A 24,806-nucleotide genomic window follows, 5' to 3' on the forward strand; every position below is an offset into this window, starting at 1 on the left:
GAGCGTGGCGCGGCGGCGCGTTCCACGGCTGCAACGCGGCGTGCCAGTGCCGGTATCGCGGCCGCCGCCGCGAATGCGTAGCCTGCGCGGTTTGACGATCCGCCCGCCGATGCCGACCTCCATTCTCACCACCCCGACGCCGGCCCCGGCCGATGCCGCCACACGTGGCGCCACCCTGGCCGCCGCCTGCCTCTCGATGGCCGCGATCGCGATGTCGATCACCGCTGCGGGCGTGGCGCTGGTGCCGATCGGCGCGGCCTTCGGCATCGGCTTCGGCGCGCTGCAATGGGTGCTCAACCTCTTCGTGCTGAGCTTCGCCGCCTTCCTGCTGCCGGCCGGCGCGCTCGCCGACCGCATCGGCCAGCGCAGCAGCTTCATCGCGGGCTGCGCGATCTTCAGCGCCTTCACGCTGATGGCCGTGCTGGCCACGCGCACCGAATGGCTGCTGGCCGCGCGCTTCCTGCAGGGTGCCGGTGGCGCGCTGCTCGCGGCCAGCGGTCCGGCCGCGCTCACGGCCGTGTTCCATGGCGAGGCCGAACGCAAGCGTGCCTTCGGCTGGCTCGGCAGCTGCGGTGGCGTCGGGCTCACGCTGGGCGCGCTGTTCTCGGGCGCCGCGGCCGCGCAAGGCGGCTGGCGCGCGGCGCTCGCGATCCATCTGCCGCTGGTGCTGGCCGCGCTTGCGCTGGCGCTGTGGAATTTCCGCGGCCATGCGGGCCGGGCGGCGGGCGCGCGCTTCGATCTCGTGGGCGCCGTGCTGGGCTTCGTGACCATTGCGGCCGCGATGGCCTTCGGCATCCTCGGCGCCGAGCGTGGCTGGGGCGCGAGCGCCGTGCTCGCCTGCCTGGCGATCGCGCTCGTCGCGGGATCGTTGTTCGCGCGCTCGCAACGCCGGCACCCGGCACCACTGCTGCCACCCGCCCTGCTGCGCAACCGCGGCTTCGTGTTCGCCTGCCTGCTCACGTTGCTGTTCACCACGGTGTGGGTCGCGATGTTCATCTACGTGCCGCTGCACCAGCAGGCAGCGCGCGGCCACGACGCGGACCATGCGGGACGCACCCTTCTCGCGCTGCTGATGCCCGCGATGGTGATGCCGGCCCTCGCCTCGCGCCTGGCCGTGCACACCGGCACGCGAGCCGTGCTGGTCGGCGGCTGCCTCGCGATGGCGATCGGCCTGGGCTTGCTCTACGCAGCGTGGGCCGATCTCTCGCGTCCCGCCGCGCTCGAATGGCTGGCACTAGCCCTCTGCGGCAGCGGCGCCGGCTGCCTCTACGGCCTGCTCGACTACCTTGCGATGGCCAGCCTGCCGAACGCGCTGGCCGGCACCGGCTCGGCCACCTTCAACGTGCTGCGGCTGCTCGGCGATGCGCTCGGCGCCATCGTGCCGGGCGCGGTGCTGGTGCAGGCCCTGGCGCCGCGGCTCGCGGCCGCCAGTGGCGAGCCCGTGACGCGCGAGATGCTCAACGCCGTGGCGGCCGGACAGTTCGGCGCGCTGGCCTCGGGCGGCGCGGAGGCGGCCGAGGCCTTTCACGGCGCGATCGCCGCCGTGCCCGCGGTGCTGGCCGTGCTGGTGCTGCTCGGCGCCGTGCTGGCCTGGTGGCGCGCCGAGCGACCTTGAAGGAGCGGCCTCGCCATCCATCGAGCCCTACACTGCCGGCCGATGGCTCCCGTCCCTTTCCCACCTCGCCATGCCTGAGCGCCTGACCTGCTGCTTCTGGCACGGCGATGCCTTGCGCAGCCGCAGCGTGAGCGATGTCGTGCTCACGTCGCGGCTGGAGATTCCCGAGCCGCCGGCGCGTCTGGTGGTCGACTGGCGGCGCGACGCGATCACGCAGCTGATGCTCGAGCCCGGCGACGTCGAGCCCCTGTCGCTGGCGCGCGCGAGAACGCGCTGGCCCGACTACGGCCGCTGCGTGCAGGCGGTGGCCGACTGGGCCCGATCACGAGGACTGCCCGGCTTGCCAGGCGACGCCGACGTGGCGCTGATGGCCTGCCGCGGCGCGCGCTATCACCACGACGGCGCGCAGTACGGCGGCGCGCTCTTCTGCAACCTCTTCCTCGGCGAGGACCTCGGCCTCGACGTGCACTTTCCATCGGCCGGCGTGCGCATTCCGCTCGCGCGCGGCACGGTGATGCTGTTCGACACCTGCCAGCCGCATGCCGTCATTCGGCGCGATGGCGAGGGCTTCGATGCCAAGGACTTCGGCGCGGAGCGCGACACCCTGCAGGTGTTCCTGACCTGGGAGCTGCCGATCGAGGACGAGGCGCTGGTCCGCGCGATGGGGATCCGCTTCGACGTCGATCCCTCGAGCGCATCGCGGCTGACGGAAGAACAGGTGCTGGTGAACGGCGAAGCGGCGACGCCGGACCCCGCGTCCGGTCGCTGGATCCGCGCCGCCTGAACGCGCCGTCCGAGCGCGCCGTCTGAGCCCCGGCTCGCGCCCGCGAGCAATGACTTTTGATCATTTCTCGCATGAGTTAATTGTGATTGAGCCGCCACGGCCCCTCACGTATCTTCAGCGCTCGAATCATCGAGAGACAAGCCCTTTTCGAGCCGCATGGCATCGAAGGCGGCACGAAGGAACGCATGAGAATTCTGGCCGAGGGTCTGCAATTTCCTGAAGGGCCGGTGGCGCTGGGCGACGGCTCGGTGCTGCTGGTCGAGATGCGCGCGGGCCTCGTCGTGCGGATCTCGCCCGATGGCGAGCGCCACGTCGTCGCCGACTGCGGCGGCGGTCCGAACGGCGCGGCGATCGGACCCGACGGCGCGCTCTACGTCTGCGACAACGGCGGCAGCGCCTATGTGCCGGGCCGCTTCACCTCGACCGGGCCCGCGGCCGATTACGAAGGCGGCAGCATCCGCCGCTTCGACCTGCGCACGGGCGAGCACACACTGCTCTACACGCATTGCGACGACCATCGGCTGTCGTCGCCGAACGACCTCGTCTTCGATGCGAACGGCGGCTTCTATCTCACCGACTTCGGCAAGAAGCATGCGCGGCTGCGCGACTACGGCGGCGTCTACTACGCGCTGCCCGACGGCTCGCGCATCGTCGAGGTGGCCTATCCGCTGCTGTCGCCGAACGGCATCGGCCTCTCGCCCGACGCGCGCGTGCTCTACGTGGCCGAGACCGAGACGGCGCGGCTGTGGGCCTTCGACATCGTCGAGCCCGGCGTGGTGCGCAAGCATCCCTTTCCCTCGCCGCATGGCGGGCGCATCGTCTGCGGACTGCCGGGCTTCCAGCGCTTCGACAGCCTCGCGCTCGAGGCCGGCGGCAACATCTGCGTGGCCACGCTGATCACCGGCGCGGTCTCTGTCATCGCGCCCGACGGCACGCTGCTGCGGCAGGTGGTCTTCCCCGACAGCTACGTCACCAATCTCTGCTTCGGCGGGCCGGCCATGCAGACCGCCTACGTCACGCTGTCGGGCACGGGGCAGCTCGCCTCGCTGCCCTGGCCCGAGCCGGGCCTGCGGCTGCATTTCAACGCGTAGCCCCGAGGCACGCGCACTGGAACACCCTTGGAGACACCCATGATCCGCCGCGAATTCATCGCCACCCTGGCCGGCGCCTGCGCTGCTGCCGCCCTGCCGCCGGCACGCGCCGCGGCGCCCTATCCGAGCCGGCAGGTGCGCGTGGTCGTGCCCTTCACCGCGGGTGGCGGCACCGACGTGGTGGCGCGCGCGATCGCGATGGGGCTGTCGGAGTCGATGGGCCAGTCCTTCTTCGTCGACAACAAGCCCGGTGCCAGCACCTTGATCGGCTCGGAACTGGTGGCCAAGGCGGCGCCCGACGGCTACACGCTGCTGGTCGCGAGCGTGCCGCATGCCACCAACCCGTGGATGATGAAGACCATGCCCTTCGACACCGCGAAGGCCTTCGCGCCGATCGGCCTCGCGGTGCAGTCGCCGTTCATCATGGTGGCCTCGTCCACCTCGTCGATCCAGTCCTTCGAGGACGCGCTCGCGGCGGCACGCTCGAAGCGGCTGTCCTTCGCATCCACCGGCAGCGGCACGGCCGACCACCTGTCGATGGAGCTGCTGGCGCTGCAGTCGGGCGTGACGATGACGCACGTGCCCTACAAGGGCACCGGCCCCGCGCTGGCCGACCTGATGGGCGGCCACGTCGACCTGATGTTCGCGAACGTGGTCGCGGCGGCACCGCTCGTGAAGTCGGGCAAGCTGCGCGCGCTGGCCGCGTCGACCGCGCGGCGTTCGCCCTCGCTGCCCGAGGTGCGCACCGTCGCCGAGGCCACGGGCAAGCCCTTCGACGTCAGCGCCTGGACCGGCGTGCTCGCGCCAGCGGGCACCGACGCGGCCATCGTGGAACGCCTGAGCGCCGAGGTGCGCAAGGCCCTGCAGACGCGCGCCACGCGCGAGGCGCTGACGGTGAACGGCGCCGAGCCAGTGGGCAGCACGCCGGCGGAGTTCCAGGCCTTCATCGCGCGCGAGATGAAGACCTGGGGCGAGATCATCGCCAAGGCCGGCATCACGCCGAGCTGAGCCGAGCGCCGCATGCCCTACGTCATCCTCGCGCTCGACCAGCCCGACGCACAGGCGCTGCGCGAATCGCTCAAGCCGGCGCACCTCGACTACCTGAGCGAGCGGCAGGAACGCATGCTGGCCGGCGGCGCGGTGCTCGACGAGCACGGCCGCGCGATCGGCGCGCTGATCATCGTGGACGCCGACGACCGCGCGGACGCGGAACGCTTCATCGGCGACGACCCCTTCGCGCAAGGCGGCCTGTTCGCCTCGGTGCGCGTCATGCCCTGGCGGCAGGCCTTTTTCGACCGCCGCCGCACGAAGTGAAGCGCGTCGGGAGCGACCTGTTCCTCAGCCGCCAGCGGGCCGCGCCCTGCGCTCGAACATCGGCACGGTCACGCCCTTGGCCTCGCTGCCGTCGGCCTTCCACACCAGCGTGTCGGCCGGGAACTCGTCCTTGCGCGTCATCGCATCGACCCTGGACGCGACCAGCGCCACGGCCTCCTTGACCTCGGGATTCCACGCGAAGACACCCGCGCGGCCATACCAGACCACCGGCGTGGCGGCGTCGAGGCGGCGGTCGGGGCACATGGTGATGCGGCGCTGCGCGAGCACGCGCAGGGCACCGACGCCCACGGCGCGGATGCCGGGCCGGGTGCGCTCGGCGGAGTGGCCCGGACACACGAGCGCCGCCTGCTCGATCGCGTTGTCATAGACCTGGGCATCGCTTTGCGCACGGGCCTGGAAGGCCACGAGAGCGCCGAGCAGGGCGAGGCCGGAAACCGGCCATGAGAGACGGTGTTGCATGCGTATCTTCCTCCTGGTTCATTCATCGGTCGACGAACAGATCGCCGGGTGCATTCTTGCAAACGCCGCGCGGGCCGCCTGTAGGCCGACGACGCACCGGCCGCGGCGCTGGCGATAATGGCCGCCCCATGATCGTCCGCCCCCGTCCCCACTGGCTGCGCATGCTGTTCGTCTGGCACGGCTCGGTGCTGTCGTCGATCGTGCCGCAGCTGTTGTGGACCACCGGCTTCGCGGTCCTCGTGACCGTGCTGCACGGCCGGCTGTTCCAGTGGAAGGTGCCGCTGAACTTCGTGCCCTTCTCGCTGATCGGCCTCACGCTCGCCATCTTTCTGGGCTTTCGCAATGGCACGAGCTACGCGCGCTACTGGGAGGCGCGCACGCTCTGGGGCACGCTGCTCAACGAGACGCGCACGCTGGTGCGCCAGCTGATCACGCTGCTGCCCTCGCGCGAGGGCATCGAGCTGCCGATCGCGCGACTCATCGCCTTCGTGCATGCCTTGCGGCATCAACTGCGCGGCACCGATGCCGCGGCCGACCTCGCGCGCCTGCTGCCGGAAGAGGACTGCTCGCGGCTTCGGTCCGTGCGCTTCAAGCCCGCGGTACTGCTGCTGATGGTCGGCGAATGGCTGCAGGCGCAGCGCCTGCAGGGCCGGCTCGCGCCCGAACTCGCGCAGGCCATCGAGCTGCCGCTGGGCCGGCTCACCGAGGCACTCGGCGGCTGCGAGCGCATCGCGGGTACGCCGATCCCGTTCACCTACGCGGTCATCATCCACCGCACCATCTACCTCTATTGCGTGCTGCTGCCCTTCGGGCTGGTCGATGCGATCGGCGCGATGACGCCGGTGGTGGTGGCCTTCATCGCCTACACCTTCTTCGCGCTCGAGGCGCTCGGCGCGGAGATCGAGGAACCCTTCGGCATGGAGCCCAACGACCTCGCGCTCGATGCGATGTCGCACACCATCGAGGCGAGCGTGCGCGAGATGATGGGCGAGACGCTGCCGGCGCCGAGCGCGAAGGGCGTGGGGTACGTGCAGACCTAGCGACCGGGCCGCTCGCTTAATCGAGGCGGATGTTCTTGTCGCGGATCAGCTGGCGCCAGCGCACCGACTCGCGCCGGACCTCCGCCGCCATCTGATCGGGCGTCGAGACCACGGGCTCGGCATAGGCGAGCCGCAGTTTCTCGATCAGCGCGGGATCGCGGCTCGCACGGGTGATCTCCTCGTTCAGGCGAACGACGATCTCGCGCGGCGTCTTCGCGGGCGCCCAGAAGCCCTGGAAGCTCGCGACGTCGGCACCGGGCACGAGCTCGGCGATGTTCGGCACCTCGGGCGTCGCGGGGTTTCGCTGGCCGTAGCCCCAGACCGCCAGGGCCCGCACGCGGCCCTCCTTCATGAAGGGAATGGCATTCGCGGCCGGCTCCCAGACCAGCGGAACGGTGCCGGCCGCCACGTCGGTCAGCGCGCCGCCCTTGTAGGGCACGTGGAGCATCTCGACCTTCTCCTGCGCCAGGACCAGCTCCATGACCAGGTGCGGAAAGCCACCGAGCCCGTACGAGGCATAGCTGTATCTGCCGGGCGCCGCGCGCGCCAGCGCCATCGCTTCCTGCAGCGTCCTGGCCGGGAAGTCCCTCGCGGTCACGAGGTACAGGCCGTTGCGCACCGTCTGCGCGACGGGCGCGAAATCCTTGTCGACATCGAAGGGCAGCCTGGCGAAGGCGTGGGGGTTGCTCACGAAGGAATTCGAGACTGCGTAGAGCAGCGTGTAGCCGTCGGCCGGCGCCTTGGCCACCGTGTCCTGCGCGATGTTGCCGGTGGCGCCGGGCTTGTTGTCGACGACCACCGGCTGGCCGAGCGCCTTCGACAGCTTCTCGCCGTACATGCGCGCGATGACGTCCGCGGCCAGGCCGGCGGGCAGGCCGATGACGATGCGGATGGGCCGCGTCGGCCAGTTCGCCTGGGCGGTGGCCGCGACGCTCGCCAGCGCGAGCACGCTCGCGGCCAACAGCCGGCGAATGGAAAGAGGATGGGAATAGGAATGGCTCATGTATGTCTCCTGGGCTCTGGTGGCCGCTCAATAGCTCGGGCTGAATGCCGCGGGTTTCAGGAGCTTCGACTCCTGCGTCTCGATGAAGCGGAAGATCTTCGGCGCGTACGCCTGCCACTGCGGATCGGCCGACAGGGCGGCGCGACGCCGGTCGCGATCCGCGAGGTCGTCGTAGGCCCACAGGTGGACGATCTCGTTGAGCGGTCCGAACTCGGTGTGGAAGTAGCCGACCATGCGGCCCAGGTGCTGGCGCTGCAGCGCCAGTCCACCCTCGTGCTCGTAGGTGTGGAGGTAGTCGCGCACGGTGCCCGCGCGCACGCGGTAGGTGCGTTGTTCGACGATCATCGGTAGTCCTTTTCTCGGGGCGTGCGTGTCCCCGCGGCGCCGGCGCGAGGCCCGGCATCGCTGCAATCACTGCATGGACGACGCGGGTAGCGTCAGTGCGGCGCGGGGAAGTTGGTGTCGTGCTTCTCGCTGATCAGCGCGACCTTCTCGCCCGAGAAGCCGGGGCCCGCCAGCGCGGAGATCTCCCTGAAGTAGCGGTCCTGCCCGCCCGGCACGCTCCAGTCGAGCATGCGCGCCGTGGTGGTGCCGACGTTCCGGAAGCGATGGACGACGCCGCGCGGCAGATAGACGATGGTGCCGGCGCCCACCGTGCGCGTGGTATCGCCCGCGGTCACTTCATAAGTGCCTTCGACGATGAAGAAGCATTCTTCCTGCGTGAAGTGCAGATGGTCGGGCGGCCCCTCGCCGGGCCGGTGGCAGGCCATGATCACCGAGAGCCTGCCACCCGTCTGTTCGCTGCCGAGCAGCACCTGCATGTCGAGGCCGAAGGGCCGGATCGCCTCGGCCTCCTCGGGCGTGACGATGACCGCGCCGGTCTTCGAGGGTTCGTTCTGCATGTCATGTCTCCTGGGGAAATGAAGAGGGCTGGCCGTTCGACACGAAGGCCTCCATGGGACGCACGGGCACGCCCCGCACCAGCGGCACGCAGTCCGGCGGGAACTCCTGCCGGAAGCGGAAGCCTTCGGCCAGGGCCTGCTCGATGTACGGCTCCAGCCGCGCCATCGCGCCCGTCTCGTAGTCGTGCAGCACGCTGAGGGTCCAGTCCTGCCCGCGTGCCTGCGCGAGGGCCGTCCGCGGCCAGCCCTCGGGGTCGTCCCAGTCGCGCGGGATCGAGTTCCAGAGCACGCAGGTGAATCGCCCCTCGCGCAGGAACGCGAGCGCCTCGCGGCTCAGCAGATGGGGACCGAGGACGCCACCGCCACCGAAGGGCCGGAACAGCCTGTCGGGATGCGAGAGCTCGCCGATCAGGGCCTGCGTGCGGCCGATCTCCTGCTGCGGCGCGAACGGGTCGGACGAGGCGCCGAGCGGTACGTCGTGCGTGTAGGTGTGGTTGCCGATCCAGTGGCCTTCCTCCCTCGCCCGGCAGGCGAGTGCAAGGCCTTCCTTCGAGGCCAGGTTCTGGCCGAGCACGAAGAAGGTCGCGCGGATGCCATGGCGCGCCAGCACATCGAGCACGTGCGGCGTCACGGCCGAGGTGGGGCCGTTGTCGAACGTGAGCGTGATCGAGCGGCTCATCGGCCGGGCGCGCATGCGCGGTGGGGGTTCAATCTCTTGTCTCCTTCGGTGTCGCGGGGAAGCTGGCGCAATGATCGGCATCGAGCTCGCTACACACAATATGGAAACGAAAGAAGATACTTTTTCCAGATTCGATGCAATGATCGGTCATGCCCGACTTCCTGAACCAGGCCAGCGTGCTGTCGCTGCGCTGCTTCGTGGCGGTGGTGAACGCCAACAGCTTCACGACCGCCGCACGCCAGCTGCGCATGGCGCCGTCCTCGGTCACCAAGCACCTGCAACTGCTCGAGCGCGCGACCGGCGCCGCGCTGGTTCACCGCACCACGCGGCGCATCAGCGTCACCGATGCGGGCGAGGCCTTCTACGCGCGCTGCGTGGACATCCTCGAGCAGCTCGAGGGCGCCGTGGCCGGCATCGCGGGCGAGCAGGCCGCCGGCGGCCACCTGCGCGTGACGGCGCCGCCCTCCTTTGCCTCCGCGGTCGTCGCGCCGGCCCTGCCTAAATTCCTCGAGAGCCATCCCGGTGCCACCGTGGACCTCGTGGTGAACAGCAACGTGCCCGATCTCGTGCGCGAACGGGTCGACCTCGCGCTGTTCATCGGCGAGGAGCTGCCGACCAAGCAGGCGCAGCTGGTGCTGGCCCAGAGCCCGCAGGTGCTGTGCGCATCGCCCCACTACCTCAAGTCGCACGGCACGCCGCGCTCGGTCGATGATCTCGCGCGGCATCGCTGCCTGTGCCCGCGCTTCTCGGAGGTTGCCGAGACCTGGCACCTGGAGGTCAAGGGCCAGTGGCAATCGATCCGGCCGCAGGCCGTGCTGTTATCGGACAACGGAGACGCGCTGCGCAGCGCCTGCGTGGCGGGGGCGGGCATCGGCAACTTCTACCGTTTCCATGTGGCCGAGCACCTGGCGCGCGGCACGCTCGTGGAGGTGCTGCCCCGGAACCCGCTGCGCGCCAAGACGATCTACGCGGTGCTGCCCCACCGCAGCATGATCCGGCCCCTGGTGCGCAGCTTCACGGCCTTCGTGCGCGAGGCCGTCGAGCAGGCCTTGCAGGACACGCAGCCGCCGCGCAGGAAGGCTCGCGCGGCAGCCGCGCGATGAAGAGCCACTTCACACCAACGCCCCGATCCTCTGCGCATCCCCCGGCGTCGTCGGGTTGTAGACCACCAGGCTGAGGTCCGGCCGCCCATCGACCGTGAACGACGAGTACTCGAAGGCCAGCGGCCCGAGCACCGGATGGCGGATGTGCTTGACCGCTTCTCCGTGCACGCCGACCACGTCGTTGTCGCGCCACATGGCGTCGAACTCGGGGCTCAGCCGGCACAGCTCGTCGACCAGCGGCTGCACCAGCGCCGCGGCGCCGGCGCGGGTGGCGTCGGCGCGGAAGGCACCGAGCGCGAAGCGCGCCACGCTCTGCCAGTCGTACTGCGCGGCGCGTGCGCGCGGGTCGAGGAAGATGAAGCGCAGGATGTTGCGCTGCCCGGGCGGCAGCAGGCCGTAGTCCACCAGCATCACGCTCGAGGCGCGGTTCCATGCCACCACGTCCCAGGTCGCGGTGCGCATCAGCGCGGGACAGGGATGGAGCGCATCGAGCACGCGCTGCAGCCGCGGCGTGACGCCCTCGGGCTGGCGATAGCGCACCTCGGGCGGGCGGCCCAGGCCCAGCAGGTAGAGGTGCTCGCGCTCGATCTCGGTGAGCACCAGCGCCCGGGCGATGCGCTCGAGCACCTCGGCCGAGGGCGCGCCGCCACGGCCCTGCTCGAGCCAGGTGTACCAGGTGGCGCTGATGTGGGCGCGCTGCGCGACCTCCTCGCGGCGCAGGCCGGGCGTTCGACGCCGATCCGGCGAATAGCCGAAGGCCGCGGGATCGAGCCGGGCGCGGCGATCCTTCAGGTAGTTGCCCAGGGCATTGCCGTCCGCCGGATTGCCGTTTGCCATTGCGCTCATGCTGTTAGCCGCCATACCACGATAACGTCACTACTTTACCGGGATGGCTCGCGGTCGGAGACTGGCCGCCAACCCAACCTGGAGATCTTTCCCATGCGAGTGTTCGTCACCGGCGCGACCGGTTTCATCGGCCTGCCCGTCGTCAAGGAACTGGTGGCGGCCGGCCACCAGGTGATCGGCCTGAGCCGTTCACAGGAGAAGGCCGCCGCCTTGAAGGCCGCCGGCGCCGAGGTGCTGCACGGCACCCTGGAGGACGCCGGCAGCCTGCGCGCCGGCGTGGAGCGCGCCGACGGTGTGATCCACCTGGCCTTCAACCACGACTTCTCGCGCTTCGTGCAGAACTGCGAGGACGACCGCCGGGTCATCGATGCGCTGGCCGCGGCGCTCGCGGGCTCCGATCGGCCGCTGGTCGTCACCTCCGGCACCGGCATCGCCAACACGGTGGCGGGCCAGCCGGCGAAGGAAGACCATCCGACCGTGGGCGCCGACACGCATCCGCGCGCGGCCTCGGAGGAAGCGGCCAATGCCGCCGCCAAGGCGCATGGCGTGAACGTGTCGATCGTGCGGCTGCCGCAGGTGCACGACACGGCGCGCCAGGGCCTGATCAGCCCGCTGATCGAGATGTACCGCGACAAGGGCGCCTGCGCCTATGTCGACGATGGCCTCAACCGCTGGCCCGCGGCGCATGTGCTCGACGTGGCGCGGCTCTTCAGGCTCGCGGTCGAGAAGGCGGCGCCGGGCGCGAAGTACCACGCGGTGGCCGAGGAAGGCGTGGCGATGCGCGAGATCGCCGAGGCGCTCGGGCGTCGGCTGCAACTGCCGGTCCGCTCCCTCACGGCCGACGAAGCACCGGGCTTCTTCGGCTGGCTCGCGATGTTCGCGGGGATGGACCTGCCCGCCTCCAGCGCGTGGACGCGCGAGACCCTGGGATGGCAACCGACGGGGCCGGCGTTGATCGCCGACCTGGAGCGGCTGCGGACGGCCTGAGCGATCAGGCCTCGCGCAAGCCCTGCAAGGTCTGCAGCAGCACCACGCGCGTCTGCCCCAGCACCATGCCCTTCCACTCGTCGTTGTCGCAGTAGAAGGCATCGCGCAGTTGCCGGCGGATCTCTCGCCGCTGCGACTCGAGCGCTTCCGGATGGCGGCGCAGCCAGGTGTCGGCGCTCAGGCGCAACAGCATGTCGTCGGCGGGGATGGTGCCGAACTCGAGGCCCATGGGCGCGATGCGCGCCCGCGGGCATTCGTCGTAGGCCGCCGACACCACCGGTCCCGACACATGCGCGGACACGGAGTCCTCGCCGAACAGCGCGAACACGTCGGCGCCCCACCAGGCGCGCGCGAGCGCGAGGTCCTCGGGCGTGTTGCGACCCGGATAGACCTTCTCGCCGTGGCCGTAGGGCCCGAGGCCCGTATGCAAGTCGATCCAGCCGATGTGGGTGGCCGAGGCCGCGTACTTGCGCAGGATCGAGCGGATGGTCCTGTTGCTCCACGCGGGCGCGGTGCCACCATAGAACAGGCCGTCGGGAGAGCCGTACTGCCCCTTGGTGACGGCGGCGATGAAGGCGCGCATGCCGTGCTTCTCAACATAGGCGGCCACGGCCGCCTGGTCGGCCGGCGTCGGCGGCCAGCTCGCGGGCAGTACCAGCGGTTCGACCTCGCTGTACTCGGCATTCACCGGCAGCGGCGCGCCGAAGTCGATGTGGTTGCGGTTGAGGTCGATGTTGTCCTCGTTGGTGCGGTGCAGGTGCGAGAAGCCGTGCGGGTTGACGGCATGCACCAGCAGCAGCGCGACGCCGGCCTGGTGCAGGCGCGCGAGCAGGTCTTCGTCGTGCAGGGTCGCGACCTGCGCGCCCGAGCCGCAGAAGCCTTCGGGGCCGTGCGTGCCCGAGCTCACGAGCAGCAGCTTCTTGGCGTCGATGGCGCCGAGCAGCGCGACGTCGGTCGCGAGTTCCTCGCCGAGCGCGCCGCGATGCGCCTCGTTGACGAAGGACTCGATCGAAGCGCCGCGAGCGCGCGCGGCTTCGAGGAACTTGGCGCGGGCCTCGACATAGGTGCCCGAGAAATGCCGCGTGGCGGCGGTGCTGTGATGGGAGATGGTCATGGAAGGCTTCGAAGAAGAGGCGAGTTTTTTCAGGCGTGCGCACCGGCCGCGTCGATATCGCGGCCCGTATGGTCACGCAGCCAGATCAGGCCCAGCAAGGAGACCGCAGTCATCGCAACCAGATACCACGCCGGCGCGAGCTTGCTGCCAGTGGCGTTGAGCAGCCAGGTGCTGATGAAAGGCGCGAAGCCCCCGAACAGTGCCACGCCCACGCTGTAGACCAGCGACATGCCGCTGGCGCGCACCGCCTTCGGGAACATCTCGGGCAGCATCGTGATGCTCGGTGCGGTCTGGCCCACGAGGCCCAGGCTCAGCACACTGAGCACGATGAACAGCACCGCGGGCGTGGGCGAGGCGTTGAGCCACAGGAAGCCCGGGTAGATCAGCACCACGAGGAACACGCGGCTCCAGAGGATCAGCGGCTTGCGCCCCACGCGGTCCGACAGCGCACCGACCAGCGGCGACACCACGAACAGGATCAAGCCCGTGATCGCCGCGCCGAACAGCGCCACCGAGGGCGCGAGCCCCAGCTCGCGCACCGCGTAGGTCGGCATGTAGAAGGTGATCACGTAGGCGGCCGTGGTGCCGCCCACCATGGTGAGGATGGCCGCGAGCACCGTGCCGCCATGCTGCGTGCAGACGATCCGCAGGCTGCTCTCGCGCGGCTTCGCGCTCGCATCGGGCGCGATCTCGAGCGACTCGTGCAGGTGGCGGCGGATGTACATGCCCACCGGCGCGATCAGCATGCCGATGAAGAAGGGGACGCGCCAGCCCCAGCTTTCCATGGATTGCGGCGACAGCGTGAAGGTCAGCGTGCCCACCACCACCGCGCCGAGCATCACGCCCAGGCCCTGGCTCGCGAACTGCCAGCTCGCCATGTAGCCGCGGTTGCGCGGCGTGGCATGTTCCACCAGCAACGTGGTGGAGGCGCCGACCTCGCCACCGGCCGAGAAGCCCTGGATCAGCCGCGCCAGCACGATCAGCACCGGCGCAGCGACGCCGATGCTCGCGTAGGTTGGAGTGAAGGCGATCACCGCGCAACCCAGCGCCATCAGGAAGATGGTGAGCGTCATGGCCTTCTTGCGGCCCGCGCGGTCGGCATAGGCGCCGATCACGATGCCACCCAGCGGCCGCATGATGAAGCCGACGCCGAAGGTCGCGACCGTGAGCAGCAACTGTCCATAGCCGCTGAAGGTGGGAAAGAACAGCTTGCCGATCACCAGCGCGAGAAAACCGTAGACGGTGAAGTCGAAGATCTCGAGGCCGTTGCCGATGGTGGTGGCGACGATGGTCTGGCGCCGGCTGATGGCGGTGTGCGCGGGGGTTGTGCTCATGGGCGTCGAGGGAGGGAGGGAATGTCAGTCGGTGCCGATGGCAGCGACTACGGCCACCTCGACCAGCAGCGCGGGCAGCGCGAGCCGCGCACCCACGGTCGCGCGCGCCGGTGCGCATCCGGGCGGCAGCCAGTCGGTCCACGCGCGGTTCATCTCGGCGAAGCCGTCGATGTCGGCGAGCCAGATGGTGGCGCTCAACAGCCTCGACTTGTTCGAGCCCGCCTGCGCCAGCAGCGCGTCGATGCGCAGCAGGATGCGCGCCATCTGCTCGCCAACGGTCGCCGCGGGCTGCACCAGGTCCACCTGGCCGGCGAGGTAGACGATGCCGCCATGCACCACTGCCTGGCTCATGCGTTCGTCGGTGTGCAGTCGCTCGATGTTCATGCCGTCTCCTGTCGCGGTGCCACGGGAGCGGCCCCCCGCACCATGTGGGCGCCGATCGACGCCACGCTGCCGGCGCCCATCAGGCACTGGCAGACCTCGAATTCCTCCTTGAGCAGGGCCAGCGCCCTGGCAACGGCCGGCTCGCCGCCCGAGGCGACCGCGTAGAGCGTGGGCCGCCCGATCTGCACGGCGGTGGCGCCCAGTGCGAGCGCGCGTGCGATGTCGCTGCCGGTGCGCACGCCGCTGTCGAGCAGCAGCGGCAGGCGGCCACCGGTCTCGCTCGCGAACTCGGGCAGGATCTCGATCGGCGCGACGGCACCGTCGAGCTGCCGCCCGCCGTGGTTGCTGATCACGATGGCATCGACGCCGAGCTGCTGCGCGCGGCGGCCCTGCGCGGGATCGAGCAGGCCCTTGACGATCAGCTTGCCGGGCCAGCGCTCGCGCACCCAGGCGATGTCGTCCCAGCCCAGCGACGGGTCGAGCTGGGCCTGCATGGTCTGCGCGATGGTATGGGTGGCCCGCAGGCCGAGCTCGCCGGCCATCAGCTCGAGCCGGGGCGCGCCGGCGCGCAGCGAGCGCCAGGCCCAGCCGGGCCGCGCGAGCACGCTCGCGAGCTTGCGCGGGGTCCAGCGCAGCGGCAGGCTGAAGCCGTTGCGCTCGTCGCGCAGCCGCCGGCCCGCGACCGGGTTGTCCACGGTCACCTCGAGCGCCGCGAAGTCGAGGTCGCGCGCCCGGTCGATCAGGCGCGCGCTCATCGCGCGATCGCGGAACACGTAGAGCTGGAACCAGGCGTTGCCCTGCGCCGCCTCGGCCACGGCTTCCATGGTCGCGGTGGCGGCCGTGCTCATCACGAACGGAATGCCGAAGGCGCGAGCGGCCCGCGCCAGGCAGCAGTCGGCGCCTGGCCAGGCCGCGCCCGCCAGCCCGGTGGGGCCGATGATCAGCGGCAGGGTCCACGAGCGGCCGAACAATTGCATCGCGGTGCTGCGCTGCGAGACGTCGACCGGCGCGGAGCCGAGCAGCCGGACGCGGTCGAAGGCGTTGCGGTTGCCGCGCACGCTCGACTCGGAGCCCGCGCCGCCATCGATGTAGTCGAACACCATGCGCGGCAGCGCACGCCGGGCCAGTTCGCGGAAGTCGTCGATGCAGTGCGCTTGCAGGTAGTGGGTCATGGTCTGGCGAAAATATTAAGCCGTCCAGCCGGCATATTTAATGGCGCTTTGGCCTTCGGCGAGCAGGCCGCGGCATGTTTCATGCGCCGTGCCGGCGGCGCGCGAAAGCCCGATGCGCGCAGGGCTCATCCGAGCAGCAGCGCATCGTCGGCCACCGCCTCGCCGCGCGTGCGCTCGAACAGTTGCAGCAGGTCGGGCACGTCCATGCCGGCGCGCTGCGGTCCGCTCACGTCGAGCACGACACGGCCCTCGTGCAGCATCAGCGTGCGCGAGCCATGGCTGAGGGCCTGCCGCATGCTGTGCGTGACCATCATCGCGGTGAGCTGCTGCTCCTCCACGATCCGCTGCGTGAGCGCGAGCACGAAGGCCGCGGTCTTCGGATCAAGCGCGGCCGTGTGCTCGTCGAGCAGCAGGATGCGCGAGGGCTTGAGCGAGGCCATCAGCAGGCTCACGGCCTGACGCTGGCCGCCCGACAGCAGTCCCATGCGGTCGTTCAGCCGCTGCTCGAGCCCCAGGTCGAGGCTGCGCAGCCGGTCGCGGAACAGCTCGCGCAGTTCGCCCCGCAATGCCGCGCGCAGCCCACGACGCTCGCCGCGGCGCCAGGCCAGCGCGAAGTTCTCCTCGATGGTCAGCGCCTCGCAGGTGCCGGCCATCGGGTCCTGGAACACGCGCGCCACGAGTGCGCTGCGCTGCCAGGCGCTCAGGCGCGTGACCTCCACCTCGTCGATGAAGATGCGGCCGCTGTCGACCAGCAGGTCGCCGCTGAGCGCATTGAGCAGGGTCGACTTGCCGGCGCCGTTCGAGCCGATGACGGTGACGAACTCGCCGCGCGGAATCGTCAGGTCGAGCCCGCGCAGCGCGCGGTTCTCCATCGGCGTGCCCGCGCGGAAGGTCACGCGCAGGTCCAGTGCCTTCAGCATGCGCCGGCCTCCTTCTTCTTCGATGCGCCAAGGGCGCCGCGCCGCCGCGCCAGGAAGCGCTTCGAGGCAGGCATCACGAGCGCGAGCGTCACCAGCACGGCCGTGACGAGGTTGAGGTCCTGCGCCTTCAGGCCGATGAAGTCGCTGTTGAGCGCCAGCGCCACCAGCATGCGGTAGAGCACCGCGCCGACGACGCAGCCGAGCGTGGCCCAGGCGATGCTGCGCATGGGCAGCAGGGTCTCGCCGATGATCACGGCCGCCAGCCCGATCACGATGGTGCCGATGCCCATCGACACGTCGGCCCCGCCCTGCGATTGCGCGAACAGCGCGCCCGCCAGCGCCACGATGCCGTTGGACAGCGCCAGCGCGAACAGCGACAGCCGGTCGGTCGACACGCCCAGCGCGCGCGCCATTCGCGCGTTGCCGCCGGTGGCGCGCATGGCCAGGCCGGCCTCCGATCCGAAGTAGCGGTCGAGCGCGAACTTGACCGCCAAGGTGACGGCCAGCAGCACCAGCGCGGTGGTCCACGGCCCCGGCAGCGCCTCGAGCGGCGGCGTATTGAACACCGTCGACGCACCCAGCAAGGGCTCGTTGGGCTTGCCCATCACCCGCAGGTTGATCGAGTAGAGCGCGATCATCACGAGGATGCCCGCGAGCAGCTGCATGATCTTGAGCTTGACGTGCAGCCAGCCGGTCGTGAGACCCGCGAGCGCGCCCGCGGCGAAGGCCGCCGCCGTCGCGGCCAGCGGATGCCAGCCGCCCACCAGCAGGGTCGCGGCCACCGCGCCGCCGAGCGGGAAGCTGCCGTCGACGGTCAGGTCGGGAAAGTTCACGACCCGGAACGAGATGAAGACGCCGAGCGCGACCAGCGCGAAGATCAGGCCCACCTCGAGCGAGCCCTGGAAAGCGATGAGGGACATCGATGCTCCGGCCGGCGCTCAGTCGATCACGCGGGTCGCGGACTTGAGCAGCGCGTCGGACAGCGCCAGCCCCTGCCGCCGCGCCGCGGCCTGGTTCACGAGCAGCTCCAGCGTCGGGCTCACCTGCGAGGCGATGCTGCCGGGCGACTCGCCCTTGAGCACGCGCACCACCAGCTTGCCCGACTGGCGGCCGAGGTCGTGGTAGTTGGTGCCGATGCCCAGCGCCGCGCCGCGCGCCGCGAGCGAGGGGTCGGCCGCGATCAGCGGCACCCGGCCCTGGTCCGCCACCTTGGCCAGGGCCTCGAAGGCCGAGGTCACGTTGTTGTCGGTCGGCGCGTAGATCGCATCGACCTTGCCGACCAGGCTCTGGGCCGCGCTCGCCACGTCCACGGTGCGCGGCGCGGCGCCTTCGATCACGCTCAGGCCGGCCGGCTGCGCGAGCTTCTTGAGCTGCGCGATCGCGGCGACGGAATTGGCCTCGCCGGGGTTGTAGACCACGCCGATGCGTTTGGCCGTCGGCAGCGCCTGGCGCAGCAGGGCCAGGTGCTTGTCCAGCAGCGGCAGGTCGGACACGCCCGTGACGTTGCCGCCCGTGGCCTCCCACGACTTGACCAGCTTCGCGGCGACCGGATCGGTCACGGCGCTGAACACGATCGGGATCTCGCGCGTCGCCGCGACCACGGTCTGCGCCGAGGGCGTGGACATCGCGACGATCACGTCGGGCCGGTCGCCGACGAACTTGCGCGCGATCTGGGCCGCGGTCGCGGTGTTGCCCTGCGCGCTGTGGTAGTCCAGCCGCAGGTTCTTGCCGACCACGTAGCCGGCCGCGGCGAGTTCCTCGACGATGCCCTGGCGTGCCGCATCGAGCGCAGGGTGGTCGACGATGGCCGTGACACTGACGCGCGCATCGGCGGCGTGCGCCGGCAGCGCGGCGAAAGGAGCGAGGACGAGCGCGAGCAGCGCCACCCGGAAGGGGCGTTTCATCATGGGGAGATCTCCAGGGGTTGAGGGGGTCGAAGAACTCAGAAGGACCCGGTGACCTTGCCGGGGTTCAGGATGCCGAGCGGATCGAGCGCGGCGCGCAGCGCCTGCATGACGCGAAAGCCACCGCCGGCCTCCTCGCGCAGGAATTCGACCTTGCCGTGGCCGATGCCGTGCTCGCCGGTGCAGGTGCCGCCGACCGCGAGCGCGCGCCGGATCATCCGCGCATAGGCGGCCTTCACGCGCGCGATCTCGGCGGCGTCCGACGGGTCCACCATGAAGCACAGGTGGAAGTTGCCGTCGCCGACATGGCCGCAGATCGGCGCGATCAGCCCTTCGGCCCGCACGTCCTGCTGCGCGGCCTCGATCTGGTCGGCCAGCTCGGAGATCGGCACGCAGACGTCGGTGGGCAGGCCTTCGGCGCCGGGGCGCAGGCCCTTGTTGGCCCACCAGATGTCGTGCCGCGCCTGCCACAGCCGGCTGCGGTCCTCGGGCCGGTGCGCCCACGCGAAGTCCTGGCCGCCGTGCGAGGCCGCGATCTCGCGCACCACCTTCACCTGGTGGGCGACCTCGGGCTCGCTGCCGTGGAACTCGAAGAACAGCGTGGGCGCGACCGCCATGCCGAGCCGCGAGTAGCGGTTCACCGCCTCCACCTGCAGCGCATCGAGCAATTCGACGCGGCCGAGCTGCACGCCGCCCTGTAGCGTCTCGATCACGGTGTCGACCGCGGCGCGCAAGCTGCCGAAGGCGCAGGTGGCGGCCGCCACGTGCTCGGGCAGCGCATGCAGGCGCACGGTCGCCGCCGTCACGATGCCGAGCGTGCCCTCGGCGCCGACGAACAGGCGCGTGAGGTCGTAGCCGGCCGCGGACTTGCGCGCGCGCGTGCCGGTGCGGATCAGTTCGCCGTCGGGCAGCACCACCTCGAGCGCCATCACGTTCTCGCGCATGGTCCCGTAGCGCATGGCGTTGGTGCCCGAGGCGCGCGTCGACACCATGCCGCCGATCGATGCGTCCGCGCCCGGATCGACCGGGAACTGCAGGCCGGTGCCGTGCAGGTGCGCGTTGAGGCTCTTGCGGGTGACGCCGGCCTCGACGGTCGCGTCCATGTCGGCCGCGCGAACCTCGCGGATGCGGTCCAGCCCGCGCGTGTCCAGGCTGATGCCACCGCGCAGCGCCGCGATGTGGCCCTCGCAGGAGGTGCCGGTGCCGAAGGCCACGAGCGGCACGCGCCGCGCGGCGCAGGTGGCGACGATGCGCTGCACCTCGGCCACGGTCTGCGGAAACGCGACTGCATCGGGCGGCATCACCGGATGGAAGGTGGTGTCGCGGCCATGCTGGTCGCGCACGGCCGGCGCCGTGGACAGCCGCTCGCCGAGCCAGCCGCGCAGGTCGTCGATGCAGGTCAGGGTCGCGTCGTTCATGCGGCCACCGCCTTCTGCTCGATGCGGCCGAACAGCTCGCGCCCGTCGTCGGTGTGGAACGACAGGCCCACGGTGTCGCCCGGCATCAGGTATGGCGCCAGCGCATCGGGCCCCTGCCCCGCGAGCTGCTGCAGCGTGCGCTGCTCGACGATGCAGGCCACGCCGCGCGATGCATCGCGGTTGGAGACCGTGCCGGCGCCGACGATGCTGCCCGCGCCGAGTCCGCGCGTGCGGGTGGCATAGCGCAGGATGTCGACGAAGCTGAAGTCCTGGTCGTCGCCGGTGCGCAGCTCGCCGCGCAGCTGGCCGTTGACCTCGACGCGCAGCCGGCCGAAGGCGCGGCCCTCGCGCCAGTCGGCGCCCAATTCGTCGGGCGTGACGGCGAAGGGGCCGAAGGCGCTCGCGGGCTTGCCGTGGAAGAAGCCGAAGCCCTTGGCCAGTTCGCCCGGGATCAGCGCGCGCAGCGAGACGTCGTTGACCAGCACCAGCAGCCGCACCTGGGCCAGCGCCTGCTCGGGCGTGGGCGCGGGGCCCAGGTCGCCGGTGATCACGGCCAGTTCGCCCTCGAGGTCGGCGCCCCAGGCCGGGTCGGCGGGGATGTCCTCGCACCAGGCGAGGTTGCGGTCCGACAAGCCCTGGTAGATGACAGGCTCGGTGCGCGCCGACGGCGGCATCTCGGCGCCGCGCGCGCGGCGCACGCGCTCCATGTGCGACAGGTAGCCGCTGGCATCGACCCACTGGTAGGCGCGCGGCAGCGGCGCCAGCAGCGCCGCGAGTTCGAGCGGCTGGCCCGCGGCGGGGTCGGCGTCGAGCCGGGCCGCGGCCGCGCGCAGCAGGGGCGCCGCGCGCTCCCAGTCGTCGAGCGCGGCCTGCAAGGTGGGCGCGGCCTCGGGTACGGCGAGGCAGCGCCGCGCATCGGCCGACACCACCACGAGCTGGCCGTCGCGCCGGCCGTTGTTCAGCGTCGCGAGCCTCATGCGGTCACCTGTTCGGTCTTGTCTTCAGGCGCATCGAGGTAGCCGCGCCAGGAATCGGCGTGCTCCGCGCGCTCGAAGGCCGCCATGCCCGGGCCGATGTCGAGCGGATCGCGCGCGTCGATGTTGATCGCGACCTCGTGCAGCTCGGTGCGCGGTGCCGACAGGCTGTTGCGGTAGGCCGCGGGATGCGGCCCGTGCGGGAAGCCGGCGGGGTGGAAGGTCATCGCGCCCGGCCCCATGCCGTCGCGGCTGAAGAAGCGGCCCGCGTGCAGGAACAGCAGCTCGTCGTAGTCGTCGTTCGAATGGAAGAACGGCACCTTCAGCGCGCCCGGGTCGGTCTCGGCCGGCCGCGGGCAGAAGGTGCAGACGGCCACGCGCTGCGTCAGGAAGGTGGTGTGGGCCGAGGGCGGCAGGTGGTAGCGCGCGCTGAGCACGGGCCGGATGTCGCGCCAGTTGAGGCGCACCGGCGCGAGCGTGCCCTTCCAGCCCAGCGCGTCGAGCGGGTCGTGCGGATAGGTCAGCGTGGATACGCGGTGCCGCGCCTGGATGCGCACGGCCCACTCGCGCCGCGCGGCGTGCTGCTGCGCGATGAAGGCCTCGTCGAGCTGCGGCACGTCGAGCACGCCGGCATCGAACAGCGCATGCTCGCCGAGCAACCCGCGCTCGGGCAGGCGGAAGCTGTCGCCCGTGGCTTCGAGCAGCAGCAGGAAGGACGGCGCCGCGGGCTCGTAGCGCCAGGCGGTGCCGCGCGGCAGCAGCAGGTAGTCGCCGTCGCGCAGGCGCAGGTGACCGTAGTCGCAGTAGAGATCGCCGCCACCCTCGTGGACGAATAGCAGCTCGTCGCCGTCGGCGTTGCGCGCCAGGTGGCGCATCGGCGCCGAGGGCTTCCAGCAGCGCAGCCGCATGTGGGCATTGCCCGCGACCAGCGGCGCATCGAGCGGGCAGTCGAGCGCGCCGTCAAGGCCCTGCGCGGTGGCGGGCAGCTGGTTGAGGTCGTAGGCGCGCGGGCGGTGCGGGCCGTCCCAGCGCAGCCAGGCCGTGGGCGCATGGCGGTGGTACATGTGCGTGGCCTGGCCGCCGAAGCCCTCGCGGCCGATCTCGCGCTCGTAGGTGCCGGGCGGGATGTCCGCGTGGGCCTGGCGCGAGGCGATGCCGGCGCGCATGGGAAGGACGATGGGTTTGTTCATGGACGGTTCACGGGCACTTGCGCAGTTCGGCCTGCAGGAATTCGGGCGTGTGGGGCGGGGTCATCTGGACCAGCGGCGTGAGCTCGACGGTGGCGAACAGGCCCGCGCGGTTGTAGGGCTCGACGTCGATGAAGCGCCGCGCCTCGGCGCGCGAGGCGACCGACAGCGCGACCACCATCCCGGTCGGCTCGCGCGCATCGGCATCGAGCAGCGCCGCGCCGAACAGGGTGCGGGGCAGCCAGGCCAGCATGTGGCGGATGTGGTCGGCGCGCAGCGGCAGGCGGTCCTGCGCGCCGCCGGGTCGATAGAGGCAACGGACGAGCCAGGCCATGGTCTCAGTGCGCGTTCGCGCCCGCCTGCTCGCGCTTGATGGCCTCGAACAGCGCCTTGGCGTTGCCCTCGCCGAACGAGGTGTCGCCCTTGCGCTGGATGGCCTCGAAGAAGATCGGCCCGATCATCTTGCGCGTGAAGATCTGCAGCAGGAAGCGCGCCCGCGCGTCGGGGTTCTCGCCGGTGGCGGCGCCGTCGAGCAGCATGCCCAGCGACTTCATGCGCGCCACGTCCTCGCCGTGGCCCGGCAGCCGGGTGTCGAGCGCGTCGTAGTAGGCCGAGGGCGTGGGCAGGAACTCCACGCCGGCACCGCGCAGCCGCTCCACGGTGGTGTAGAGGTCGTCGCTGAACAGCGCGATGTGCTGGATACCCTCGCCGTTGTACTCGTCGATGAACTCCTGGATCTGCGAGCTGCGGCCCATGGGCGACACCACGGTCACGCAGGCCGTGCTCGCGGGATCGCGCACCGCGATCGTGTCGAAGCCGTTGCTGGCGTCGCCGGCGACGAACTTGAACACCTCCTCGAAGCCGAAGATGCTCTTGTAGAAGTCCACCCACTGGGGCATGTTGCCCGGGTGCACGCAGTGGGTGACGTGGTCGACGCGCACGAAGGGCGCGAAGGCCGCGCCGGTGTCGGGCACGGCGGCCGGATCGAACTCGAACTGCGCGTGCAGCGCCGCGAGTGCCGCGTCGTCGACCAGGTAGAGCGCGCTGCCGCCGATGCCCTGCAGCGCGCAGTTCGGCAGCAGCGACGTCGCCGCCGCGTCGAGCGGCTGCGCGCCGCGCTCGCGGGCCAGCGCCATCGCACGCGCGCTGTCGGCCACGCGAAAGGCCATGCCGGCGCACGACGGTCCGTGGTGGGCGGCGAATTGCATCGCATGCCCATCCTGGCGCGTGCCGACGATGAACTCGACACCCGCCTGCCGCATCAGCAGCGCATGCCCCGCACGGTGCCGCGCGACGGTGCGAAAGCCCATGCGCTCGAGCACGGCGGCCAGCGCCTGCGGGTCGGGACTTGCGAACTCCATGAACGCGGTGCCGAGCACCTCTGCACGTTCCTTCTGGGTCATTGAATTCTCCTGGCTTCAGCTGTCGATGGAAAAACCGGTGGACTGCACGATCGGCGCCCATTTGGCGAGGTCGGCACGCACCATGGCGTCGAGTTCGCGCGGCGTGACCGCGCTCGGCAGGAAGGCGCGCGCTGCATAGGCCTCCTGCAGTTCCTTCGTGGCCACGGCGTCGCGGATCTGCGCGGCCAGTGCGTTCGCGACGGCCGGCGGGGTCTTGGCGGGCGCCCAGACGGCGAAGTACTCCTGGATGTCGAAATCGCGAAAGCCGGCCTCGCGCATGGTGGGCGCCTCGGGCAGGTAGGGCGAGCGCGCGGAGCCGGTGGTGGCCAGCACGCGGATGCGCCCTTCCTTCGCGAACGGCAGCGGCTCGCTCAGCACGTTGACCGAGGCCGCGATCTGGCCGCCCACCACGTCCTGGATGGCGGGCGCGCCGCCCTTGTAGGGCACGTGCGTGAGGTTCATGCCGGCGGCCTTGCCGATCACCACGCCCGCGAAGTGGGCCATCGTGCCTTCGCCCGGCGAGCCGAAGCTGGCCTTCGAGGGATTGGCGTTGCACCACTGCGCGAACTGCTGCACGGTGCGCACCTCGGGCGGCACCGCCGGCCCCACGCTCAGGCCGAACTGGAAAGTGCACACGGTCGACACCGGCGCGAAGTCCTTGAGCGGGTCGTACGACAGCCGCTTGTAGACGTGCGGATAGATCACCATCACCGAGGCGGGCGCCAGCACCAGCGCGCTGCCGTCGGCCTCCGCCGCCTTCACGTGGTCCATCGCGAGGCGCCCGCCCGCGCCCACGCGGTTCTCGACCAGCACCACCGGCGCGTAGCTGCCCTTGATGCGTTCGGCCAGCAGCCGCGCGATCGAATCGCCCGAACCGCCCGCGGGGAAGCCCATCACGATGCGCGCCGTCTTCGACAGCGTGGGCGGGGTTTCGGCGGCGGCCGCCAGGGGGAAGACCGGGATCAGCGCACCCGCTGCGGCGCAGGCCGAACCGGCAAGGATGTCGCGGCGTCGAATCATGGCTTGTCTCCTTTTTTAGGGGGTGGGCCAGATTCTAGGCTTATTCATTTCATTGTGAAACTGTTTCTTTTGGAAATTGATTTCTTGCTTCTGCCCATGGGCTCGCCGGCAAGCGGGCGCGTGCGTGCCTCC

At 70.9% G+C, this 24,806-nt stretch carries 27 protein-coding genes; 8 read left to right on the top strand and 19 right to left on the bottom strand.

The annotated features are described in order from the left end of the window. The first annotated feature begins 109 nt into the window (after positions 1-109). The 5 genes from AC1HIL_RS35040 to AC1HIL_RS35060 all read left to right on the top strand — a co-directional run bounded on the left by AC1HIL_RS35040 (position 110) and on the right by AC1HIL_RS35060 (position 4,804). Entirely contained in the window at positions 110-1,615 is a 1,506-nt protein-coding gene (locus AC1HIL_RS35040) for an MFS transporter (protein ID WP_296736763.1), read from the top strand. Between the two features lie 70 nt (positions 1,616-1,685). Further along, positions 1,686-2,399 (top strand): hypothetical protein, encoded by a 714-nt coding sequence (locus AC1HIL_RS35045; RefSeq protein ID WP_296736761.1) that lies wholly within the window; start codon positions 1,686-1,688, stop codon positions 2,397-2,399. 185 nt (positions 2,400-2,584) lie between these two features. Continuing rightward, positions 2,585-3,490: an SMP-30/gluconolactonase/LRE family protein gene (locus AC1HIL_RS35050; RefSeq protein ID WP_296736758.1), complete on the top strand. Its 906-nt coding sequence runs from the start codon at positions 2,585-2,587 to the stop codon at positions 3,488-3,490. 39 nt (positions 3,491-3,529) lie between these two features. Further along, positions 3,530-4,498, top strand: coding sequence for a tripartite tricarboxylate transporter substrate binding protein (locus AC1HIL_RS35055; RefSeq protein ID WP_296736754.1), 969 nt, complete (start codon positions 3,530-3,532; stop codon positions 4,496-4,498). 12 nt (positions 4,499-4,510) lie between these two features. Then, positions 4,511-4,804, top strand: coding sequence for a YciI family protein (locus tag AC1HIL_RS35060; RefSeq protein WP_413765192.1), 294 nt, complete (start codon positions 4,511-4,513; stop codon positions 4,802-4,804). A 24-nt stretch (positions 4,805-4,828) separates the two neighbouring features. Here the strand turns inward: AC1HIL_RS35060 and AC1HIL_RS35065 are convergent, their stop codons facing one another. Further along, positions 4,829-5,284 carry a hypothetical protein gene (locus AC1HIL_RS35065; protein ID WP_296736749.1) on the bottom strand — a complete coding sequence of 152 codons (456 nt, stop codon included), beginning with the start codon at positions 5,282-5,284 and terminating at the stop codon, positions 4,829-4,831. A gap of 128 nt (positions 5,285-5,412) precedes the next feature. Here AC1HIL_RS35065 and AC1HIL_RS35070 point away from each other — a divergent pair, with 128 nt between their 5' ends. Then, entirely contained in the window at positions 5,413-6,324 is a 912-nt protein-coding gene (locus AC1HIL_RS35070; RefSeq protein ID WP_479668961.1) for a bestrophin family protein, read from the top strand. Between the two features lie 16 nt (positions 6,325-6,340). Here AC1HIL_RS35070 and AC1HIL_RS35075 read toward each other — a convergent pair whose 3' ends face one another. The 4 genes from AC1HIL_RS35075 to AC1HIL_RS35090 form a co-directional block, all read right to left on the bottom strand. Then, positions 6,341-7,327, bottom strand: coding sequence for a Bug family tripartite tricarboxylate transporter substrate binding protein (locus AC1HIL_RS35075; protein WP_296736744.1), 987 nt, complete (start codon positions 7,325-7,327; stop codon positions 6,341-6,343). A gap of 27 nt (positions 7,328-7,354) precedes the next feature. Beyond that, entirely contained in the window at positions 7,355-7,672 is a 318-nt protein-coding gene (locus tag AC1HIL_RS35080) for an NIPSNAP family protein (protein WP_093353100.1), read from the bottom strand. A gap of 92 nt (positions 7,673-7,764) precedes the next feature. Next, positions 7,765-8,229: a cupin domain-containing protein gene (locus AC1HIL_RS35085; RefSeq protein WP_296736738.1), complete on the bottom strand. Its 465-nt coding sequence runs from the start codon at positions 8,227-8,229 to the stop codon at positions 7,765-7,767. A gap of 1 nt (position 8,230) precedes the next feature. Next, a complete protein-coding gene (locus tag AC1HIL_RS35090) occupies positions 8,231-8,908 on the bottom strand; it encodes a polysaccharide deacetylase family protein (protein WP_296736736.1) in 678 nt (225 codons plus the stop codon). A gap of 149 nt (positions 8,909-9,057) precedes the next feature. Here AC1HIL_RS35090 and AC1HIL_RS35095 point away from each other — a divergent pair, with 149 nt between their 5' ends. Next, entirely contained in the window at positions 9,058-10,011 is a 954-nt protein-coding gene (locus AC1HIL_RS35095; RefSeq protein WP_093353091.1) for a LysR family transcriptional regulator, read from the top strand. A gap of 9 nt (positions 10,012-10,020) precedes the next feature. On the opposite strand, the gene AC1HIL_RS35100 is transcribed toward AC1HIL_RS35095, so the two are convergent. Next, entirely contained in the window at positions 10,021-10,857 is an 837-nt protein-coding gene (locus tag AC1HIL_RS35100) for a helix-turn-helix transcriptional regulator (protein WP_296736714.1), read from the bottom strand. Between the two features lie 93 nt (positions 10,858-10,950). Between AC1HIL_RS35100 and AC1HIL_RS35105 the strand changes: the two genes are divergently transcribed. Then, the gene (locus AC1HIL_RS35105; RefSeq protein ID WP_296736711.1) at positions 10,951-11,844 is read left to right on the top strand and encodes an SDR family oxidoreductase; all 894 of its coding nucleotides are present in this window, start codon (positions 10,951-10,953) and stop codon (positions 11,842-11,844) included. 4 nt (positions 11,845-11,848) lie between these two features. Here AC1HIL_RS35105 and AC1HIL_RS35110 read toward each other — a convergent pair whose 3' ends face one another. From AC1HIL_RS35110 to AC1HIL_RS35170, 13 genes are all read right to left on the bottom strand, one after another. Continuing rightward, on the bottom strand, positions 11,849-12,958 hold the full coding sequence (locus AC1HIL_RS35110) for a M14 family metallopeptidase (protein WP_413765185.1): 1,110 nt from the start codon (positions 12,956-12,958) through the stop codon (positions 11,849-11,851). 29 nt (positions 12,959-12,987) lie between these two features. Further along, the gene (locus AC1HIL_RS35115; RefSeq protein WP_413765184.1) at positions 12,988-14,292 is read right to left on the bottom strand and encodes an MFS transporter; all 1,305 of its coding nucleotides are present in this window, start codon (positions 14,290-14,292) and stop codon (positions 12,988-12,990) included. A 24-nt stretch (positions 14,293-14,316) separates the two neighbouring features. Then, positions 14,317-14,676, bottom strand: a complete 360-nt coding sequence (locus AC1HIL_RS35120; RefSeq protein WP_413765183.1) for a RidA family protein — start codon at positions 14,674-14,676, stop codon at positions 14,317-14,319. Continuing rightward, positions 14,673-15,848, bottom strand: coding sequence for an alpha-hydroxy acid oxidase (locus AC1HIL_RS35125; RefSeq protein WP_413765182.1), 1,176 nt, complete (start codon positions 15,846-15,848; stop codon positions 14,673-14,675). Before AC1HIL_RS35125 ends, AC1HIL_RS35120 begins: the two co-directional genes overlap by 4 nt. Before the next feature lie 125 nt (positions 15,849-15,973). Further along, on the bottom strand, positions 15,974-16,768 hold the full coding sequence (locus AC1HIL_RS35130; protein ID WP_479668960.1) for an ABC transporter ATP-binding protein: 795 nt from the start codon (positions 16,766-16,768) through the stop codon (positions 15,974-15,976). Beyond that, positions 16,762-17,688 (bottom strand): ABC transporter permease, encoded by a 927-nt coding sequence (locus AC1HIL_RS35135; protein ID WP_395345618.1) that lies wholly within the window; start codon positions 17,686-17,688, stop codon positions 16,762-16,764. The genes AC1HIL_RS35130 and AC1HIL_RS35135 overlap by 7 nt, the downstream gene beginning before the upstream one ends. Positions 17,689-17,706: 18 nt before the next feature. Then, on the bottom strand, positions 17,707-18,672 hold the full coding sequence (locus AC1HIL_RS35140; RefSeq protein ID WP_479669650.1) for an ABC transporter substrate-binding protein: 966 nt from the start codon (positions 18,670-18,672) through the stop codon (positions 17,707-17,709). Positions 18,673-18,710: 38 nt separating this feature from the next. Further along, positions 18,711-20,090: an FAD-binding oxidoreductase gene (locus AC1HIL_RS35145; RefSeq protein WP_479668959.1), complete on the bottom strand. Its 1,380-nt coding sequence runs from the start codon at positions 20,088-20,090 to the stop codon at positions 18,711-18,713. Beyond that, positions 20,087-21,067 (bottom strand): fumarylacetoacetate hydrolase family protein, encoded by a 981-nt coding sequence (locus AC1HIL_RS35150; protein ID WP_479668958.1) that lies wholly within the window; start codon positions 21,065-21,067, stop codon positions 20,087-20,089. Before AC1HIL_RS35150 ends, AC1HIL_RS35145 begins: the two co-directional genes overlap by 4 nt. After that, positions 21,064-22,254: a homogentisate 1,2-dioxygenase gene (locus AC1HIL_RS35155; RefSeq protein ID WP_296732258.1), complete on the bottom strand. Its 1,191-nt coding sequence runs from the start codon at positions 22,252-22,254 to the stop codon at positions 21,064-21,066. Before AC1HIL_RS35155 ends, AC1HIL_RS35150 begins: the two co-directional genes overlap by 4 nt. 7 nt (positions 22,255-22,261) lie before the next feature. Then, on the bottom strand, positions 22,262-22,585 hold the full coding sequence (locus AC1HIL_RS35160) for a YciI family protein (protein WP_413765179.1): 324 nt from the start codon (positions 22,583-22,585) through the stop codon (positions 22,262-22,264). A gap of 4 nt (positions 22,586-22,589) precedes the next feature. Beyond that, the gene (hppD, locus tag AC1HIL_RS35165; RefSeq protein ID WP_413765178.1) at positions 22,590-23,654 is read right to left on the bottom strand and encodes a 4-hydroxyphenylpyruvate dioxygenase; all 1,065 of its coding nucleotides are present in this window, start codon (positions 23,652-23,654) and stop codon (positions 22,590-22,592) included. A 15-nt stretch (positions 23,655-23,669) separates the two neighbouring features. Then, on the bottom strand, positions 23,670-24,674 hold the full coding sequence (locus AC1HIL_RS35170; protein WP_296732266.1) for a Bug family tripartite tricarboxylate transporter substrate binding protein: 1,005 nt from the start codon (positions 24,672-24,674) through the stop codon (positions 23,670-23,672). Positions 24,675-24,806 lie beyond the last annotated feature (132 nt).

The sequence above is a fragment of the Variovorax sp. ISS6 genome (assembly GCF_056523145.1).